The following is a 19,839-nucleotide window of genomic DNA, read 5'->3' as shown; positions in this document are numbered from 1 at the left end:
CGCAATAAATATTTTGATTAGAATAATTAAACACACAATCCCAAATCATGACGTAAAGTATTCAACTCCAGCGCTAAAAATGTTTTGTGTTCTAAAATCAGGAATATTTACGTACAAACCGTTACCGCTGCGCTCGCAATGACCCATTTTTCCGAATACTCTTCCATCTGGGCTAGTGATTCCTTCTACAGCCATAAGCGAACCGTTTGGATTTACTTTAAGGTTCATGCTTGGAACGCCATTGCTATCAACATATTGCGTTGCAATTTGGCTGTTTTGTATAAGAGTATCCATAACTTTTGGTAATGCTACGAATCGTCCCTCGCCATGAGATATTGCAACACTATGAACATCGCCAACTTTGCAATTTGAAAGCCAAGGAGAAAGATTAGATGCAACGCGAGTTCTAACAATCTTGCTTTGATGCCTTCCAAGAGTGTTAAACGTTAAAGTTGGGCATTCTGCATCAATTGGAACAATATCTCCAAATGGAACAAGACCTAGCTTAATAAGAGCCTGGAAGCCGTTGCAAATACCAAGCATTAAGCCATCGCGATTGTTTAGTAAATCGCGAACAGAGTCGCTAACGGCAGGGTTTCTAAAGAATGCCGTTATAAACTTGGCAGAACCGTCTGGCTCATCGCCTCCAGAGAATCCGCCAGGAATCATAACAATTTGGCTTTTATTAATCTCTTTAACAAGCTCTTTTGCGGATTCTACAACATCATCAGAGCTTAAATTATTGATTATAAGCGTTTTGCATTCTGCTCCAGCTTTTTCAAACGCTGCTTGAGTGTCGTATTCGCAATTGTTTCCAGGGAAAACTGGAATGATTACGCGTGGCTTACTCAATGGCGTTCTTCTATTAGATTTCATATGATTTCTAACAGGCTTGCGATTAGTGGAATTTATTTCGCGAACTGCGCTTCCTTTACCTCGATATGGGAAAATGCCCTCTAGTGGACTTTCCCAATCTTCCTGTAAGTCATCTAAACTAATGATTTCGTTGCAAGCATAAAGCTTAAATTCATTGCACGTTTGTCCAATAACTTCAACGTTTACAAGATCCTCGCTAAACTTGCTTGAAAAATCGTCAACGTTAAAATCTTCATCCACTTCTACAAAGAAAGTTCCATATCTAGACTTAAACAAGTCGTCTGTTTTAACAGAGTCGTTAAGCTTTAATCCAATATGGTTGCCCAAAGTCATCTTAAACAAGCTTTCCGCACTAGCTCCAAAACCTGGAGTGCTAATCGCTAGCGCGCGCTTGCTTGAAGTAAGATTTTCAACAATCCTAATCGCCTCTAAGAAGCTTTGAGCGTTAGGCGTAATGCCGTCTTCTTTATACGTAGGTAGTATTCTTAGGATTTTGCTATTGGTTTTTTTGAATTCTGGAGAAACAACATTTCGCGCGTCTCCTGTAGAAACAGCAAACGATATAAGAGTTGGAGGAACGTCAAGATTTTCAAAGCTTCCGCTCATAGAGTCTTTACCGCCGATCGCGCCAACGCCAAAATCAATTTGCGCGCTTAAAGCGCCAAGAACTGCTGCAGTAGGCTTTCCCCATCTTTCAGGCACATTTTGCGGTTTGCCAAAATATTCTTGAAGGCTTAAATAAGCGTTTTCGATTGTAAAACCGCTTGCTACAAGTTTTGCTAAAGATTCTACAACCGATATGTACGCTCCCGTAAATTGGTTCTTTTCCATAATGTATGGGTTAAATCCCCAAGACATTGCAGAAGCGGTGTTTGTTTCGCCAAATACTGGGAATTTTGCGACCATTGCTTGTGCTGGAGTGAGCTGACGGCGGCCACCAAATGGCATAAGAACGGTTGCGGCTCCAATAGTGGAGTCAAACATTTCGCTAAGGCCTTTGTTTGAGCACACGTTTATGTTAGAAACAAGATTTTTAATGCGCTCAGCTAAAGACTTGCCAGAGTAAACTCCACTTTCGTCTTGCCACTTTGTAGCATATTTTTTGCCATTTTCAACGTGAATATCTTGTGTTTTTGGAGCGCCATTAGAAGCTAGGAATTCGCGGCTTAGATCAACAATTGTTTTTCCTCGCCAAGTCATTTTCATTCGAGCTTCTTTTGTAACTGTAGCTACAATTTGCGCTTCCAAATTTTCTTGACGCGCGTAGCTCAAAAATTCGTCTGCATCGCTTGCAGAAACATCAACTGCCATTCGCTCTTGAGATTCAGAAATCGCAAGCTCCGTGCCATCAAGGCCTTCGTATTTTTTAGACACCTTGTCTAAGTTAATAATCAAGCCATCTGCGATTTCTCCAGTCGCAACGCTTACGCCACCAGCGCCAAAATCGTTGCAACGCTTAATAAGGCGGCATGCGTCTTTGCGTCTAAAAAGTCTTTGCAACTTGCGTTCAATAGGTGCATTTCCTTTTTGAACTTCTGCTCCGCACTCTTCAATGCTGTCTGCGTCTTGCGCTTTAGAAGCACCAGTTGCTCCGCCAATTCCGTCTCTTCCAGTTCTGCCGCCTAGAAGAATAATCACATCTCCTGGCTCAGGTGTTTCTCTTCTAACGTGGTCTGCTGGGGTAGCTGCTACAACCGCGCCAACTTCCATTCGTTTTGCAACATATCCTGGGTGGTAAATCTCGTGTACTTCGCCTGTTGCTAATCCAATTTGATTTCCGTAAGACGAGTAGCCTGCAGCTGCAGAAGTTACGATTTTTCGTTGAGATAGTTTTCCTTCTAAAGTTTCGCTAATAGGTGTTCTAGGGTCGGCTGCTCCAGTTACGCGCATTGCTTGATATACGTAGGAGCGTCCCGAAAGAGGATCTCGAATGCATCCGCCAATGCAAGTTGCAGCACCGCCAAAAGGTTCTATTTCTGTAGGATGATTATGCGTTTCGTTTTTGAACAAAAACAGCCAGTCTTCATCGTGCCCATTAACGTCAACTTTTACTTTTACTGTGCACGCGTTAATTTCTTCGGATTCGTCTAAGTTTTTAAGCTTTCCTGTATGCTTCAAATATTTTGCGCCAATAGTGGCCATGTCCATAAGACAAATCGGCTTATTTGTTCGCTTAAGCTCTTCTCGTAGTTTAAGATAACGATTAAATGCATCTTTTACTTGCTCGTCATCTATTTGAACGTTTTCAAAATGCGTTCCAAAAGTAGTATGGCGGCAATGGTCGGACCAATACGTGTCTATTACTTTTATTTCTGTAATAGTTGGATTGCGATTTTCGCTTCTAAAATAGTCTTGGCAGAATTTAGCATCAGCCAAGTCCATTGCTAGTGCGCGATCTTCAATGAATTTTTGCAAGCCGTTGGAATCTAAATCGTTAAAACCATCTAATACTTCTACGTTTGCTGGAACAATTGCCTCACTTTTAAGCGTATCAACACTATCTAGCGATGCTTCGCGAGCTTCTACTGGATTAATAACGTAGTGTTTAATTGAGTCAAGTTCTTCTTTAGACAAATTGCCGTTAAAAGCAAGAATTTGAGCAGTTCTAACTTTGGGGCATTCTCCCTGGCTAATCATTTGTACGCATTCGCTTGCGGATTGCGCGCGCTGATCAAACTGGCCAGGAAGGAACTCTATAGCAAAAACATGTTCATTTGTGCTAATAGGCAAGTAGTCGTAAGTGTTGTCTACTGTAGGCTCGCTAAAAACCGTTTTAACAGCAGTGTTAAAAAGATCTTTAGATATTCCTTCTACATCATACCTGTTTATTATGCGCGTTGATTTTAGAGAATCAATACCAAGAATCTCTTTAAGCTCGTGATTAAGATGTTGGGCTTTTATATCGAAACCAGATCGTTTTTCAACATAAACGCGAAATACCACGGTGAACCTGCCTTGCAATTGTAGTTTTGGCTATTTGTGTTTGGCTATCTTTTATTTGTTTTATTTTATTTGTTTAAGAACGCGCGTGGCTCGCACCTAAAAGATGCGAGCCACATTAAAATCATTGTTCAGCACAATCGTTTGGATTAACTTCGTCGAAGTTTACTCCTTCGCTTTGCGCAAGAGATTTAAGCCTCGAGAATATTTCTTCGTAGGCTGGAATTATGTCTCCTAAATCGCGTCTGAACAAGTCTTTATCTAAATGACTTACTTCGGAGCTTGTATTGCGCTTATCCCAAAGTCGGCACGTATCTGGCGTTATCTCGTCTGCAAGAAGAATATTTCCTTGCGCATCAACGCCTTCTTCAATCTTAAAGTCAACGAGTTGAACGTCGATTTTGTTGAAAATATCCAAAAGTGCATTGTTTACAGCGTGAGCTTGCTTTGTAATTTCTGCCATTTCGCTTTCACTAGCAAGACCCAAAGCCACAACGCCTTCTGGGTTAATAAAAGGATCACCAAGATCGTCTGATTTTACGCAAAACTCCAAAAGAGGCTTTTTTAGGGCAGTTCCTTCTTTAACTGCATATCGTTTTGCAAAAGAACCAGCAGCCGTGTTTCGCATTATTATTTCTAGAGGAAACATCTTCATGCGCTTTACAAGTTGCTCGGTATTCGAGATTCTGCCAAGAAAATGGCTTTTAACTCCACGAGCTTTGAGAAGATTAAACAGTAGAGAAGTGATTTGATTATTTAAGCTGCCTTTTCCAGCAATTTGAGCCTTTTTAAGGCCATTGCCAGCTGTAGCTTGATTCATGTATTGAACCCACAGAACATTATCGTTACTTGTGGCATACAATTTCTTTGCTTTGCCTTCATACAACTTGTCAAGTTTTTCCATTGACGTGCCTCTCTCGTTGTATCCATGGCTGAGTGTTGCAAACCATCATTATTTGAAGGTTTATTCAACCGCCAGCATGATTAGACTAACAATTGTTACCTACATTTTGTTTGGATTATTTTTTGATTTTTTGTTTAATAAAACCAGTGAAAACCTTGACTTTTCAACGTTTTACGATGGCAGTTCTATTGTGCGTATTTTGCTTGCAATGCGTGTCGCACAAGATTTTGCATCATTTATGCTGTTCGATACTGTCAAAATAACACCCATTCGTCTTGAGCCGTGAACTTCTGGTTTTCCAAAAATTCGTATATCGCATCTTGTGCAATCTTCTTCATCTAATGCTTGCGCAAGATTTGTAAATCCTACAGCTCCGTTTCCTTGCACAACAAGTGCGTGGCTTAATGCAACTTCGTTATCTTTTAAGCAAAGAGCAGTATGCTTTTGTGTGATTGGAACACCTAAAATGGCTAAAACATGCAAAGCAAACTCGCTGTAGTATTGCGAAATCATTGTTACCATGCCAGTGTCGTGCGGTCTAGGGGATAGTTCGTTAAAAAGCAAGTCGCCGTTTTTAAGAACAAAGAGTTCAACTCCGTAAATGCCCCAACCAGTTTCCCCATTCTCTTTTGCTATTTTGCTTAAACCTTCTACGGCTTTTTTTGCAATATTTTGAGCGGATTCTCTAACATTTTCCGATATGTTTGCTGGTTGCCATGATTGCCTGTAGTCGCCGTTTTCTTGGCATTGTGCAATAGGTTCGCATGTTATTATTCCAGCGCTTGAGCACACTGTTAAAACCGTTAATTCGTAGTCTAAAGGCGCTAATGCTTCCACTATTACGCGAGATATATCTTCATTATTTTCATTATCTTCACTCTGCAAGTTTTGCGTTTTATGCTTAGATCTTCTTCCATTTTGTGCTTCTATCCAAGCATCTTCAAGATTTTTAGGATCTTTTACAATAGATTGACCATGACCAGAAGAACTCATAATTGGTTTCACTACGCACGGATACCCTACGATTTTTGCTCCTTCTTCTAACTCTTTGTAGCTTGAAGCAAAACAATATGGTGTAGTAGGCAAACCAATTTTTTCGTGGGCGATTTTTCGCAAAGCTTCGCGATCCATTGCAATCGAAGTGATACTAGAGCTTGGAACGACTTGAATTTTTTTGTTTTTAACAACGTCTTTTAATACTTCGGTTGATATTGCTTCAACTTCTGGGATTATTATGTTTGGGTTTATGTTGTTTATTAGTTCTTGCAATTTTTTAGAATCGCTCATGTCTAAAACGCGATTTTCTTGCGCAACTTGCATTGCTGGAGCATTCGCATAACTATCTGCAGCAAATACTTTAATACCAAGTCTTATAAGCTCTATAGTGATTTCTTTTCCAAGCTCTCCAGACCCTAGAAGAAGAGCTTTTGTTGTGTATGACGTTGAATTTAGAATGCCAAAAGTGTGATTATTTTCAACGCTTTTCCAATGTTCTGCTTGCTCATTGAGCATGCTAGTTGCATTTGATTTTTGCAAAAAACTCATAGTCTTATTGTGTCATTAAGTAACGTCGTATTTTGTGCGACGCGCCGAAAATCGCAAGGGTAGCGCAAACGAGAAAAATCGTGTATAGTATTCCTCTGTTGTGCGATTCCCGAAGGGTTTCGCGCTGTAATGGTGGCTATAGCTCAGTCGGTAGAGCATCTGATTGTGGTTCAGAAGGTCGCGCGTTCAAGCCGCGTTAGCCACCCCACTTAATCGGCTGTTTTTCGGCCGATTTTTTTTTACTCTGTATGGCTTTCTGTTTTGTCTTGTTTTTGTGTTCAAACACGTTTATTTTGTTAGCATGCTTTGGAGTAGAATAAGTAAAGCTATTAATTTGATAATATTGATTGAATAATTTTAAATAATTCGGTTGGTGTTTGTACTTAATGTGAATGATTGCTGGCGATTAGCTTGCTAGTTGTTAGCGGTTTTTGTACGCGCATTTTATGGAGGAGCGATTTATATGCCAAACAATGGTGGTAAGCAGTCTAAAGCGCAGACTAATGAGCCATTTTGGGAGTCTGCTCTGCTTTTTGTTCCGCGTGTTATTGGCAAAGCAGTTCGCTCGCTTTTTGGAGTTGGGCAATACGATGAGGCATACCGTAGAGATGGATTGTGCTTTGTAATACTTATTCTTGCTGTTCTTTTTTGCGCATCTGAATGGTTTAGAGTTAGCGGATTCTTAGGTGTTGCGTTGCACTCTTTATCTTCCGCGGTTTTTGGAATTATGAGCGTTGTTTTGCCAGTGTGGCTTAGTGCGGTTGCTATTAGGCTTATGCGAAATAGTGGTGCTAAATCTGGAAATCCTCGTGTTATAGGTGGTTTTGTTCTTCTTCTATGGTCAATTTGCTCAATTTTAGACATTTTGATTGCAAGCAAAAATCAAGAATTTAATATAGATGATTTGCAAAAATCTGGCGGATTATTAGGATTCTTCTTAGGTTCTCCTTTGGCCTGGGGATTATCTAGGATTTTTGCTCTTACAATTTTTGTTATTATTGCAATTTTTGCTATTTTAATGATTCTTAAATTACATGTTGAAGATGTGACTCAATTTGTTTCATCTATTTTCTCTAAAAAGTCAAAGAATAATCAAGACTTAGAGAATACAGATGATGAAAATTCGAGTAATAGCAGCGATAATCTTGAGTTCGTAGAAGGCGTTCCAACTCATGATTCTAGTGAATCGGAAAAATCGCGTAAAGATTTGCACAATTCAATAATCTCTAAGATTTTTAATTCTATGTTCGGCTCTAAAAAGAAGGATAGCAATAGCGAACTTTTAGATGCGTATGCTGGAGATGATGCTTTTCTTAGCGCTTCTTCTAAGCCAAGTCAAGATGGCGACTCTATTGAAGACTATGGCTCTAAATCGGACCCGCAAGAAGATCAGAATCAAAGTAATCATCCGCGTGTTGTTGGTTCTAATGGTGTTTCTAATGGCACTCATGGCGCTAATTCTTTGCCGTCTTCTGGTCAAATGTATATTGACGAATTTCCAAAAGCGCCAATTAGTGGCGAATCGCAATATAGCAATGATCCATGGAGTAAAATGCCTGGTCAACAGTTGGATCAATATAGGTCATCGCAAGAAAATGATGAAAATAGTGCGAGCAACGCCAATAATGAAAACGATTCTAACGATTCTTCAAGTGAGTACAGCGAAGAGCCGTACAGATTGCCAGATTTGAACATTCTTGTTCACGGAAAACCGCACGCAACTAGAACTCCTGCAAACGATCGCGTAATTCGTGCGCTAACTTCTACGTTTGAACAGTTTGAAGTGGATGCAAAAGTTATTGGCTTTTTAAGGGGTCCTTCTGTTACTCAATACGAAGTTGAGCTGGGGCCTGGAGTAAAAGTTGAAAAAGTCACAAATCTTCAAAAAAATATTGCATACGCTGTAGCAAGCACAGATGTGCGTATTTTGTCTCCAATTCCAGGCAAGTCTGCGATTGGTATAGAGATTCCAAACGTAGATCGAGAGATTGTAAACCTTGGAGATGTTTTAAGGTCAGATAAAGCTCGCCAGGATTCAAATCCTATGCTCACTGGAGTTGGTAAAGACGTTGAGGGTCATTTTGTAACTGCTGCTCTAGATAAAATGCCGCATCTTCTTGTTGCTGGTGCTACTGGCTCTGGAAAGTCAAGCTTTATAAACTCTATGCTAACTTCGATTATTATGCGTGCTACTCCAGAGCAGGTTCGCATGATTTTGGTAGATCCAAAGCGAGTAGAGCTTTCTGCATATGCTGGGATTCCGCATTTGCTAACTCCGATTATTACAGACCCTAAGAAGGCAGCTCAAGCTCTTGAATGGGTTGTTAAAGAGATGGACTCGCGCTATGACGACTTGCAATTCTTTGGTTTCCGTCATGTTAAAGACTTTAACAAGGCCGTGCGCGAAGGCAAGGTTCATGCTCCAAAAGGCTCTGAGCGAAAAGTTGCTCCATACCCGTATTTGCTTGTTGTTGTAGACGAGATGGCTGATTTGATGATGGTTGCAAAAAACGACGTTGAAAGTTCTATTCAGCGCATTACTCAGCTTGCTCGTGCTGCAGGTGTGCATTTGGTTCTTGCAACTCAGCGCCCGTCTGTTGATGTTGTAACTGGCTTAATTAAGGCGAATATTCCATCTCGTTTGGCTTTTGCTACGTCTTCTGCTACGGATTCGCGCGTTATTTTAGACACTGTTGGCGCGGAAACTTTGATTGGTCAAGGAGATGCGTTGTTCCTTCCAATGGGTGCTGCTAAGCCTCAGCGAGTTCAGGGCTCTTGGGTTAGTGAATCAGAAATTCGCAAAGCTGTAGAATATGTTAGAACTCAGCGAAAGCCTAGATATAGGGAAGACATTGAGCAAATGGCTGCAAAAGCAGACGAACAGGCTCAAATTCAAGCTAAAACAACAGATATTGGCGACGATATGGATGAGCTTCTTCAAGCTGCCGAGCTTGTTGTTGGTGCGCAATTTGGATCTACGTCTATGCTTCAACGAAAACTTCGTGTTGGATTCTCTAAGGCAGGCAGACTTATGGATTTGCTTGAATCGCGTGGCGTTGTTGGGCCTTCGGAAGGATCTAAAGCGCGTGAGGTTCTTGTTCAACCGCAAGATTTGCCTAAAGTATTAGCTTTTATTAAAGGCGAGTCTGATTCTTTGAATTAAGCATAATTAAGCATAATTAAGCATAATTAAGCACTTTGAATTAAGTATTGTTAAAGCATTGCTAAAGGATAGTTGTTAATTAAGTTTTGCGTTTGCTATACCATATTTGTGTAGCGGTTATGGAGGTATTAACGATGTTGCAAAATGGTAAGTCTAAGTTGCTAGAAGGTTGGAATTGTGCTCCAAACATTGTGACTTACATAAGAATAGCTCTTTCTGTTGTATTCATCGTTTTGTATCTTATCTCTGGGCCTTGGGGCTATGCTTCTACTTCGGTTCGCTGGGCTGCGTTTGCAATGTTTATAATCGCAGCTTCAACAGATAAATTAGACGGTTGGATGGCTAGAAAATATAATCAAGTTACAGAGCTTGGAAAACTCTTAGATCCTATTGCCGATAAGCTTTTAATACTTTCTGCTCTTATTATTGCTTCTGCTTTTGGTGAACTTTATTGGTGGATTACTCTACTGTTTGTTCTTAGAGAAATAGGCATTACTGTTCTGCGTTTTTACGTTATAGATAAAGGTGGAAAAGTTATTGCAGCATCTTGGGCAGGAAAGTATAAGACACTTTCTCAATCTGTTGGAATTTCAATGTTGCTTGCGCCTATTGTTCCAATGTTTTGCGCTTATAATGTTTCTGTTTGGGTTGTGTGCTACTACTCACTTTGCTACGGTTTTATAGGCATTGCTCTTGGCTTTGCGCTTTATTCTGGATTCCTTTACGTGCGCGGTGCATTTAAGCGATAGTAAAATGTGTGACGATTTGGCAAGTACTTCTACGGATTCTTCTACGGATGTTTTCGCAAGTAAGATTCTCGATTTTTGTGTGAATAATTCTTTGCATATTTCTTGTGCAGAATCTTTAACAGGAGGGCTTCTTGCGGATTCATTTGTAAACATTCCTGGCGCTTCAAAGGTTTTTCTTGGATCGGCTGTTACTTACGATATTCGCGAAAAATCTAAGATTCTTGGCGTGGATTGCGATTTGCTTAAAACTTGCGGTGCTGTAGAGCCTAGTGTTGCAAAGCAAATGGCGTTTGGTTGCGCAAGATTGTATAGTGGCGCAAAGTGGCAATACGATTGCATGGATTCTAGTAAAGATGTTGATAGCGCAGATTTTCCTGTTATTGGATTGTCTACTACTGGCGTTGCAGGTCCTGGACCCGATGGCTTAAAGCCACAAGGATTGGCTTACGTTGGAATTTTTATTCCAAATGTTGCTTCAAAGCGCTGTTCTTCGCTCGATTTTGATTTAGTTTCGCTAAAAATTAACAATATTAAAGATCGTGTTTTTGATTGTGAATGTGGCAAAATAAGCAATCTTTCATTAAGTAGATGTTCTACTTATTCAGTTGACCACGGTTTTACGCTTTGCGCTCAACTAAATATTTCTGGAGATAGAAAAGACGTTCGTATTGGTGTTGTTAGCGCGCTAATTAGGATTTTCTATGCCCTTATTTTTGAAGATTGGATTTTTTATGCGCGAACGTGAATTTTGGGAGCTTCTTGAAGAAGTTTTTGGCAGAGAATTTGGTAGGAGTATTGCTAAAGACCAAGAGTTGCAAAAACTTGATGGTATGAGCGCGCGCGAGGCGATTGATGCTGGCGTGGAACCTAGAATTGTTTGGAATGTTTTATGCGATCATATGAATATTCCAGATAATAAAAGGTGGGGCAAAGATCATAATGCTCCGCCGCTTCCTGCAAAATAGGGGTTATTTTATTTTTTAATTTGATTGCGTGTATGCGTTTTTGTTGGAATTTCAAGCCAACACGCATATCGAACAAATGTTCGTTTGTGGTGTATAATATTTAATTGTTGGTCTTCTTGCAGCGTGTAAGTGCCTATTGGTTATTGGAAGATAGCCTTTAACCACATTGCTCTAAAACGCTTGCACGGGCATCATGTATTGAGTATGGTCATCAATACATCGGCATGCGAAAGGAGTAATAATATGGCACAACAAGCAAAAAAGGGTGCTGTGGATCGTCTTATTGATGCCGACAAGGCAGATCCACGTAGAAAAGCAGCGCTAGAGATGGCTCTTGCAAATGTTGAAAAACAATATGGCAAGGGTTCTGCAATGCGATTAGGAGATAAGCCACTGCAAGATGTTGAGGTTATTCCTACTGGTTCTTTAGCTCTAGACATGGCTTTGGGAATTGGTGGTGTTCCTCGTGGGCGTATTGTAGAGGTTTATGGTCCAGAATCTTCTGGTAAAACAACGTTAGCTTTGCACATTGTTGCTAATGCTCAAAAGAATGGCGGAGTTGCAGCGTTTATTGATGCTGAGCATGCGTTAGATCCAGTTTATGCGCGTAAATTAGGTGTAGATACAGATTCTCTTATTGTTTCTCAGCCAGATAATGGCGAGCAAGCTTTAGAGATTGCAGATATGCTTATTCGATCTGGTGCTTTAGATGTTATAGTTGTTGATTCTGTAGCAGCGCTTGTTCCAAAAGCCGAAATTGACGGAGATATGGGAGATAGTCATGTTGGTTTGCAAGCTCGCTTAATGAGTCAGGCTTTAAGAAAGATGACAGGAGCTTTGTCTCAAGCTGGAACAACCGCAATCTTTATTAATCAGCTTAGAGAAAAAATCGGTGTGTTCTTTGGTAATCCAGAAACAACTACAGGTGGTAAAGCTCTTAAATTCTATTCGTCTGTTCGAATGGATATTAGGCGTGTTTCTACTATTAAAAACGGAGAAGAAGCTGTTGGAAATCGAACTAAAGTAAAGATTGTTAAGAATAAAATGGCTCCTCCTTTCAAAACAGCTGAATTTGATGTTCTTTATGGAGAGGGAATATCTACTGAAGGCTCTGTAATTGATATGGCTGTACAGTGTGACGTTATTAAAAAGTCTGGTTCTTGGTTTACGTATGAGGGTGAACAGCTTGGTCAAGGTAGAGAAAACGTGCGTCAATTCCTTAAGGATAATCCTGCTATTACGGAAGAAATTAGCGATAAAGTAAAAGTTGCTTTTGGACTAATGAAGCCAGAAGATCAATTTGTTGAAGTAGAAGATGAAGACGATAGCGAAAAAGCAAAGTCGAATTCTAATGCAGAAAATAATTCAGATGCTTCTAGTAAAGATCCCAAGAATAAATAGTGATAGATGAGAAGACTGATAGATGATTAGTGTTGAGAGTTTTCTTCGCAATCATAAGCCCGTAGATGCTTCTGTTTTTAACAAAAATGATGTTAAGAACAAGAATGTGTGTGCAGAAGATGATTGTAGTTTAGAAGCTGTTAATTCACATTATTCAGAGAATAGTGTTGAAATAGGTGATTGCGAAGAAAACTCATGCCATTCGTCTTATAGATTGCAAAAGTATAACTCTTTTAATAATAAAGCTGTTAAAAAAGTAGACTCTAAAAAAGCATGCGACTTTGATAGTTGCAAAGAGTGTGCTTTAAGAATGTTAGATTATGCTTCAAGATCTTCAAACGACTTAAAAAATAGGCTTATAGATAAGGGTTATAGAGAGAATATTGTTGAATCTGTAATAATTCGTTTAGAAGATTTGCATTTGATTGACGATGAGCAATATGCTCAATCTGTTATACGCTCATGCATAAGTAGAACATTAGGAGAGCGCGCAACTCGCATGGAGTTGCAAAAAAAGGGAGTTGCTTCTGCAATAATAACCTCATCTTTGCAAGATGCTAGAGAAAACGGTGTTTTTGAACAAAGCGCATGGAGTTTAGGCAAAAAGGTAGCACAGCGAACAAAAAATCTAGAACCAGATGTTAGAAGGCGAAGATTCTTCTCTGCAGGAGCTAGAAAAGGTCACGATTTAAGCACGTTAAACGAAGTATATTATGCTCTGTTTAAGTCTTAAACTATTAGGACTTAGCAGATTTTGTTAGCACACTTAAGAACGTAATCTGGCATATCTTCAACGTTAATAACATCGTTGAATCTAGCTGTTTTATTCTTAAGTTCGCTAAGCATTTTAGGAGCGTTTGTAGAAGTTTTTCTTTCTAGCAAATCCATGCAAGCAAAATCATCTAATCCTTCAACATTTAAGCCTAAAGATTCGCAAACAACTCTAGGGAACTTATACGGGCTTGCAGTGCTTAAAAGAACGCGAGGAACACTGGAATCATGAGGAATATGGCTCATAACGAAGTATCCGCAAGCAGTATGTGGATCAATAACATAATTATGCTTATTCCAGCATTCTTTTATGGAATCGCGAATTTGATCCTCATTTGCCCATCCGCATCCAAAAAGTTCTCGAATTTTAGAAAGCACGTCTTCTGGTACTTCAAAAGCGCCCCATTGTTGCAAATCGCTCATAAGCATTTGCAAAAGTCGCGTATCTTTATTGCACATGTAATAAAGCATGCGTTCCAAATTAGAAGAAACAAGAATATCCATAGAAGGCGCAACTGTTTGATGGAAAGGTCGAATCTTGTTATATGTTCCGCTAACCAAAAAGTCAAACAAAACATTATTGCTATTGCTTGCAACAATCAAGTGCTTTATAGGAAGACCAAGCATTTTTGCATAATATCCAGCAAGAATATTGCCAAAATTGCCACTTGGAACGCAAAATTCCACTTCGTCTCCAAGCTTTATAGATCCGCGTTCAACAAGCTTAGAATAAGCGTAGAAGTAGTAAACAACTTGAGGAATAAGTCTGCCTATATTAATCGAATTAGCAGAAGAAAGCAAAGCATTATTGTTATTCTTAATCGATTCATTGATTGAATCGTTAGTAAAAATTTGCTTAACGCTGCTTTGAGTGTCGTCAAAATTACCTCTAACAGCGCAAACTTTTACGTTGTTTCCGCTTTGAGTTGTCATTTGCAATTCTTGAACTTTACTTACTTTACCTTCTGGGTAAAATGTAACCATAGAAGTGCCTTCAACGTTTGCAAAACCAGCTAATGCAGCTTTGCCAGTATCTCCCGAAGTAGCAGTAAGAATCATAACGTTTTGGCTAGAGTCAGAAGCATTTTTTGAGTGTCTAATAAATTGTGGCAAAATTTGCAAAGCAACATCTTTAAAAGCGCAAGTAGGACCGTGGAAAAGCTCTAAAACAAAATCATTGTTAGTGCCAAGCTGCTTTAATGGAGTAATCTCGCAATCTTCCCATTGATCTCCATAAGCATTTTCAACGCACTCATTAAGCTCGTTAGAAGTAAAATCTGGAAGGAGGATTTGAAGAACATCTTTAGCAATTTGCTTATAAGATTTTCCAACAAGATTAGAAATATTGTAGCGAGTTTCACCAAGGCAATCCGTAACAAACAGGCCACCGTCTTCGGCTATGCCCCTACGAATAGCTTGTTTCGACGTATAGGTTTTAGAGTTAGACCTAGTGCTATGAAACATAACTGTATTCGTAGTGTTTTCTGCCATGATTCCTCCATTTGTGTCAATTGTTATACATAATACCCGAAGCGTTGGAGCCTAAGCACTGCTATTGCTAATATGTTCAATATGATTAATCTCAATACAAAGTTTGACGAAACGCATAATAGTGAGCAAGTCAATAGTTCTAAAGAGCATGGGGACTCTACAGATTCTATTGTTTTTTCTAGAGCAGATGATGCGCGAATTGCACAAAGAGAATTTGCTAAAGCTAATGCCACTTTTAAGAACAAGCTTTTAATCGCTATTGCTGATTCTCTTGAAAATAATGCAGACTTTATTGAAAAAGCAAATAAGCAAGATTTAGAAAAAGCTCAAAAAAATGGTATGGACGCTGGAAAACTAGACAGACTTGTGTTTAACAAAGAAAGAATAGTTAAATCAGCTCAAAGTGTTAGAAAAATAGCGCAATTACAAGATCCTGTTGGCCAAATTGTTAGAGGGTACACGCTGGAAAATGGTATTAGACTTTCTCAAGTAAGAGTGCCAATCGGCGTAATGGGAATGATTTACGAAGCTAGACCAAATGTAACTGTTGACGTTGCATCTTTGTGCGTAAAATCTTCAAATGCTGTAATTTTAAGAGGCGGAAGCGCAGCCGAATGCACAAATCGTGCAACTGTTAGCGTGTTAAAGCAAGTCTTAAAAGATTTTGGTGTAAGTGAAAATCTTATAGAATCTGTTGATGATTTAGGTAGAAGCGGTGCAACATCAATGATGCACGCACATGGTCATATTGATGTTCTTGTTCCTAGAGGAAGCGCAAATCTAATCGCGGCAGTTGTTAAAGAATCAACAGTTCCAGTCATAGAAACTGGCGCTGGAAACGTTCACATTTATGTAGATAAAACAGCAAACTTTAGTCAAGCAATTCCGATTATTATAAACGCAAAAACTCAACGAGTCGGAGTTTGTAATGCTGCAGAAAAATTACTTGTAGATCGAAGCATTGCTAAAGATTTTCTTCCAAAAGTTGCAAGTGAATTAGCGAATCGTAATGTTTTAATTCATGCTGATGAAGAATCATACAATATCTTATCATCCGCAAATATAAGTGGTATTAAATTAGAGCATGCAAATAATGAAGATTGGTCTACAGAATACTTGTCTTTGCAAATCGGAGTAAAAGTTGTAGATGGTGTTAAAGATGCCATTAATCATATTTCAAAATATTCAACGGGTCACACGGAAACGATTATTGCGCAAGACTACTTAACGATTAACGAGTTTGTTTCGTCAATAGACAGTGCGGTTGTTATGGTAAATGCTTCAACAAGGTTTACAGACGGCGGCGAATTTGGTTTTGGAGCCGAGCTTGGAATTTCCACTCAAAAGCTGCATGCAAGAGGGCCAATGGGCTTAGTAGAGATGACAACTACAAAGTGGATTGGCTACGGTCAAGGACAAATAAGGGCTTAAGAGTAAGGTTAAGAATATGCCTGATACATCACAATCACAATCGTCTAAAATTGCTAAAAATCAATCAAACGAGGATTTAAGACTATCTATAAGCCTATCTAATGGTGTAAGTGCTTCTAATGTGCTTGATGCTTTAGATGTTGCAGCAGAAAGATTGTCTATTGTTCGTTACGTGTTTTTAGTTCAAATAGAAGATGGGATTGCGTCTGCAAGTCAAAGGTCTTCTCTTGAATATGCTGACGCTGTTTTAATGGGTTGGCCAGATAGAGATAATCGAGATGTTGTTACGCCAGAAAACAGCGAAATAATAGATGAAGTTAATAAGAATTTGCAAAAAATGGAAAGCAATATAGCTGAATTTAGTAAGCTTGAGCGCGCTAGCCTTGTAGACAATATGAGTGAAGTTCTTGTAGAGATTACGGAGTGCGTTGCAAACATTCGAGGCGTTTTCCAACCCGATTTTGCTCTTCCAACGTTTGAAGAAATTAAGCGCGTTGTTCAAGATGAGTGGAATGAAGAAATGGGAAACATTAATCCAGACAAAGCAAATGTTGCTTCCAGCGTAATTGATGAAGCGAAAGCAGATGATGCTGCAGATGCGTCTAATGCAAATAACGCGCACAATGTACGCAATGCATCTAGGATGAATTAAATGAGTGATTCATCTACAGAACGCAGAATGTCGGATTTGTTCCAAGGTTCTTTTGACCAAAGTCAAGCTAGCGTGCCAGTTTCGGCAAATTCTTCTAGGCTTAAGCATTCTGCAAGAGGAAATGTTCATCAACACCCGCGCATAGGGATTATGGGTGGCACTTTTGATCCGATTCACAATGGCCACTTGGTAGCAGCTTCCGAAGTTGCGTGGGTTTATGATTTAGACGAAGTTATTTTTGTTCCTACTGGAAAGCCTGTTTTTAAGCTAGACAAAAAAGTCACAAATGCAGAAGACAGATATTTGATGACTGTAATCGCAACGGCTTCAAACCCAAAATTTACAGTTTCTAGAGTAGATATTGATAGGCCTGGTGTTACTTACACAATCGACACGCTTCGTGATATTCGCGCGCAACACCCAGACGCGGAGCTTTTCTTTATTACTGGAGCAGACGCTATTGCAGAGATTATGCAATGGAAAAATGCTAGAGAATTATGGAGTTTAGCTAGATTTGTTGCTGTAACGCGTCCAGGCTATGCAAGTCCAGAAAAGTTTACACAAATTGAAGCTCGTTCCGCGTCTTACGATTCGTGTGACGATATGGTTAATTGCCATAGTCATCGTTTTCCAGTTGACATATTGGAGATTCCAGCGTTGGCAATTTCTTCAACAGATGTTCGCAAGCGTGCAGAGCATGGGGAGCCAGTTTGGTATTTGGTTCCAGACGGCGTTGTTCAATACATAGTTAAACACGGTTTATATATACGCGATTTGTAATGATTTGTAATGTTTTTGTAAGGATTTGCAACTGTTTGCAAGCATTTGTTATGTATGAAACGGCTTAATGGTTATAGTCTGCGCAAATAGATAGTATTGAACTCAGTCCGATTTTTGTGGACTGTTAGCGAACTAGCGTTTGGAGATATGGTGAGCATCGTCCTTGAAGGAAAGCCAGATAAAAACCTTGTTCTCGTAACTGGTCGCGCGCATCCTAAGCTTGCTAAAGATGTTGCGAATCAGCTTGGTATAGATGTATTGGAAACAACAGCATACGATTTTGCTAATGGCGAGATGTATGTTCGTTACACTCAGTCTGTGCGAGGAACAGACGTGTTTGTGTTGCAAAGTCATAGTGACCCTGTTAATAAGTCCATTATGGAACAGTTGATTATGATCGATGCATTAAAGCGCGCGTCTGCTCGTTCTATTACCGCTGTGTGCCCGTTGCTTGGATATTCTAGACAAGATAAAAAGCATCGCGGTCGTGAGCCTATTTCTTGCCGTTTGATGTTTGATTTACTTAAAACTGCAGGCGCAGATCGCATTATGAGCGTTGATTTGCATGCTGCGCAATCGCAAGGATTCTTTGATGGTCCTGTAGATCATTTGATTGCTATGCCAGTTTTGGTGGACTATGTAAGGGATCGCTTTAGCGAAGATTTAGGCAATGTTACCGTTGTTTCGCCAGATGCAGGACGAATCCGTGTTGCGGAGCAGTGGGCGCAAAGATTGGGCGGAGGTCCATTGGCTTTTGTTCATAAGACTAGAGATATTACGCGTCCAAATCAAGCTGTTGCAAACCGTGTAGTTGGTGATGTTGCTGGTCGCGATTGCGTTATGGTAGACGATTTAATCGATACTGCTGGAACAATCGCAGGTGCTTGCAATGTTCTTAAAGACGCTGGAGCAAAGTCTGTAACTGTTGTTGCAACGCACGGCGTTCTTTCTGGTCCTGCAGTTGAGCGTTTGAAGAATTGTGGCGCTAGAGAAGTTGTGTTAACAGATACTGTTCCAATCCCACAAGAAAAGCGTTGGGATGGGTTGACGGTTCTTTCGATTGCTCCACTTTTGGCAAGCGCGATTAAAGCTGTGTTTGAAGATGGGTCTGTTGCAAAGCTGTTTGACACGTACCCAGAACATCACGGAAAAGGGTTTTTGTTTGCATAAATTTGCATAAATCCTATTTCGCCACGCCAAGCTTGACGATTTTGATTGTTGTGGCATAATAGTGACTTGGCGGTTTTTTCCGCCGTTCCCTCATGGTGTAATGGCAGCACACGGGTCTTTGGAACCCTTTGTCTTGGTTCGAATCCAGGTGAGGGAGCTAGAATTAGCGCCGCTTAGTTTTAAGCGGCGTTTTTGTTAACGCGGTGATGAGTTTAGAAGTGATTTGTGTTTGAATACTCGTGTTTGAGTGCTGTGTTTGAATACTCGTGTTTGAATCAAAGAAAGGCTTAATATGTTGGAATCTTTAAGAAGTGGATTCAAACGTGTTATTTTGCCAATTGCAAAGCTTCTTGTTAAATTTGGATGTAGTGCTAACAGTGTTACGATTTTTGGCACCATTGCGCTTGTTGCAACTTCTGTTTTTATTTCTATAAGCGGTCAGCTTTTGATTGGCACTATTTTGCTTACGATTTTTGTTCTTGCAGACGCTTTGGATGGTTCTGTTGCTGCTTTAACAAACAAGAATGGTGGCACTAAATTTGGCGCATTTTTAGATTCAACTCTAGATAGAATTGCGGATTGGTCGCTTTTTGCGTGTGTTTGCATTTGTTTATATCGCGCAAATAATCTAAACATTTGCTTATATTTGCCATTTTGTGTGAATAATTTTTTGCGATATTGCGGATTAGTGTGCTCGCTAGTATCTATGATGTTTGCTTTTGTAACATCGTATGCTAGAGCAAGAGGCGAGTCTGTTGGAGTAGATGCTAAAAAAGGGTTGATTACTCGCGCAGACAGAGTGGCCATAATTCTAGTTTCAATGGGACTAAGCGGATTAACAGGTTGGCTATTGTGGCTTTGCTTAGCAATGATTATTCTTTGCGTTGGTGGAGCTATAACTGTTTTTCAACGCATTTTTGAAGTTAAAAATTTGCTTAAATAAACTTGTTTTGGCAATTTGTCGCTAAAGCGCATTAAAATCATCACGTTTACGTAACCGT

Annotated in this window: 15 protein-coding genes and 2 tRNA genes; 13 read left to right on the top strand and 4 right to left on the bottom strand. The window is 39.8% G+C overall.

Annotation, left to right across the window (positions count from 1 at the left end; all coding sequences use genetic code 11):
• Positions 1–45: 45 nt before the first annotated feature.
• The 3 genes from NYP69_RS01905 to purT all read right to left on the bottom strand — a co-directional run bounded on the left by NYP69_RS01905 (position 46) and on the right by purT (position 6,265).
• A complete protein-coding gene (locus NYP69_RS01905) occupies positions 46–3,819 on the bottom strand; it encodes a phosphoribosylformylglycinamidine synthase (protein ID WP_473412877.1) in 3,774 nt (1,257 codons plus the stop codon).
• A gap of 121 nt (positions 3,820–3,940) precedes the next feature.
• Positions 3,941–4,720, bottom strand: coding sequence for a phosphoribosylaminoimidazolesuccinocarboxamide synthase (gene purC / locus NYP69_RS01900; RefSeq protein ID WP_004130757.1), 780 nt, complete (start codon positions 4,718–4,720; stop codon positions 3,941–3,943).
• Positions 4,721–4,891: 171 nt separating this feature from the next.
• Positions 4,892–6,265, bottom strand: a complete 1,374-nt coding sequence (gene purT / locus NYP69_RS01895; RefSeq protein ID WP_346284274.1) for a formate-dependent phosphoribosylglycinamide formyltransferase — start codon at positions 6,263–6,265, stop codon at positions 4,892–4,894.
• A gap of 132 nt (positions 6,266–6,397) precedes the next feature.
• Between purT and NYP69_RS01890 the strand changes: the two genes are divergently transcribed.
• The 7 genes from NYP69_RS01890 to NYP69_RS01860 all read left to right on the top strand — a co-directional run bounded on the left by NYP69_RS01890 (position 6,398) and on the right by NYP69_RS01860 (position 13,276).
• Positions 6,398–6,473 (top strand) — tRNA-His (locus tag NYP69_RS01890).
• 255 nt (positions 6,474–6,728) lie between these two features.
• Complete coding sequence (locus NYP69_RS01885) at positions 6,729–9,428, top strand: DNA translocase FtsK (protein WP_473410512.1); 2,700 nt, start codon at positions 6,729–6,731, stop codon at positions 9,426–9,428.
• A gap of 134 nt (positions 9,429–9,562) precedes the next feature.
• Positions 9,563–10,177: a CDP-diacylglycerol--glycerol-3-phosphate 3-phosphatidyltransferase gene (gene pgsA / locus NYP69_RS01880; protein ID WP_004130762.1), complete on the top strand. Its 615-nt coding sequence runs from the start codon at positions 9,563–9,565 to the stop codon at positions 10,175–10,177.
• 4 nt (positions 10,178–10,181) lie between these two features.
• Positions 10,182–10,922, top strand: coding sequence for a CinA family protein (locus tag NYP69_RS01875; protein WP_004130764.1), 741 nt, complete (start codon positions 10,182–10,184; stop codon positions 10,920–10,922).
• On the top strand, positions 10,909–11,142 hold the full coding sequence (locus NYP69_RS01870) for a DUF3046 domain-containing protein (RefSeq protein ID WP_004130765.1): 234 nt from the start codon (positions 10,909–10,911) through the stop codon (positions 11,140–11,142). The genes NYP69_RS01875 and NYP69_RS01870 overlap by 14 nt, the downstream gene beginning before the upstream one ends.
• A gap of 243 nt (positions 11,143–11,385) precedes the next feature.
• Positions 11,386–12,543, top strand: a complete 1,158-nt coding sequence (recA, locus tag NYP69_RS01865; RefSeq protein WP_004130767.1) for a recombinase RecA — start codon at positions 11,386–11,388, stop codon at positions 12,541–12,543.
• Positions 12,544–12,565: 22 nt separating this feature from the next.
• The gene (locus NYP69_RS01860) at positions 12,566–13,276 is read left to right on the top strand and encodes a regulatory protein RecX (protein WP_004130769.1); all 711 of its coding nucleotides are present in this window, start codon (positions 12,566–12,568) and stop codon (positions 13,274–13,276) included.
• An 11-nt stretch (positions 13,277–13,287) separates the two neighbouring features.
• Here NYP69_RS01860 and thrC read toward each other — a convergent pair whose 3' ends face one another.
• On the bottom strand, positions 13,288–14,805 hold the full coding sequence (gene thrC / locus NYP69_RS01855) for a threonine synthase (protein WP_004130771.1): 1,518 nt from the start codon (positions 14,803–14,805) through the stop codon (positions 13,288–13,290).
• Positions 14,806–14,877: 72 nt separating this feature from the next.
• Here thrC and NYP69_RS01850 point away from each other — a divergent pair, with 72 nt between their 5' ends.
• The 6 genes from NYP69_RS01850 to NYP69_RS01825 all read left to right on the top strand — a co-directional run bounded on the left by NYP69_RS01850 (position 14,878) and on the right by NYP69_RS01825 (position 19,781).
• A complete protein-coding gene (locus NYP69_RS01850) occupies positions 14,878–16,236 on the top strand; it encodes a glutamate-5-semialdehyde dehydrogenase (RefSeq protein WP_080573935.1) in 1,359 nt (452 codons plus the stop codon).
• A 16-nt stretch (positions 16,237–16,252) separates the two neighbouring features.
• Positions 16,253–16,888 (top strand): hypothetical protein, encoded by a 636-nt coding sequence (locus NYP69_RS01845; protein WP_004130776.1) that lies wholly within the window; start codon positions 16,253–16,255, stop codon positions 16,886–16,888.
• A complete protein-coding gene (gene nadD / locus NYP69_RS01840; RefSeq protein WP_004130778.1) occupies positions 16,889–17,668 on the top strand; it encodes a nicotinate-nucleotide adenylyltransferase in 780 nt (259 codons plus the stop codon).
• Positions 17,669–17,815: 147 nt separating this feature from the next.
• Positions 17,816–18,838, top strand: a complete 1,023-nt coding sequence (locus NYP69_RS01835; protein ID WP_018639222.1) for a ribose-phosphate diphosphokinase — start codon at positions 17,816–17,818, stop codon at positions 18,836–18,838.
• Positions 18,839–18,924: 86 nt separating this feature from the next.
• Positions 18,925–18,995 (top strand) — tRNA-Gln (locus NYP69_RS01830).
• Between the two features lie 135 nt (positions 18,996–19,130).
• Positions 19,131–19,781: a CDP-alcohol phosphatidyltransferase family protein gene (locus NYP69_RS01825; RefSeq protein WP_004130782.1), complete on the top strand. Its 651-nt coding sequence runs from the start codon at positions 19,131–19,133 to the stop codon at positions 19,779–19,781.
• Positions 19,782–19,839: the final 58 nt, after the last annotated feature.

The sequence above is a fragment of the Gardnerella sp. c17Ua_118 genome (assembly GCF_055804255.1).
Note: the sequence above shows the minus strand (reverse complement) of the source record. Positions and strands in the feature narration are given on the sequence as shown.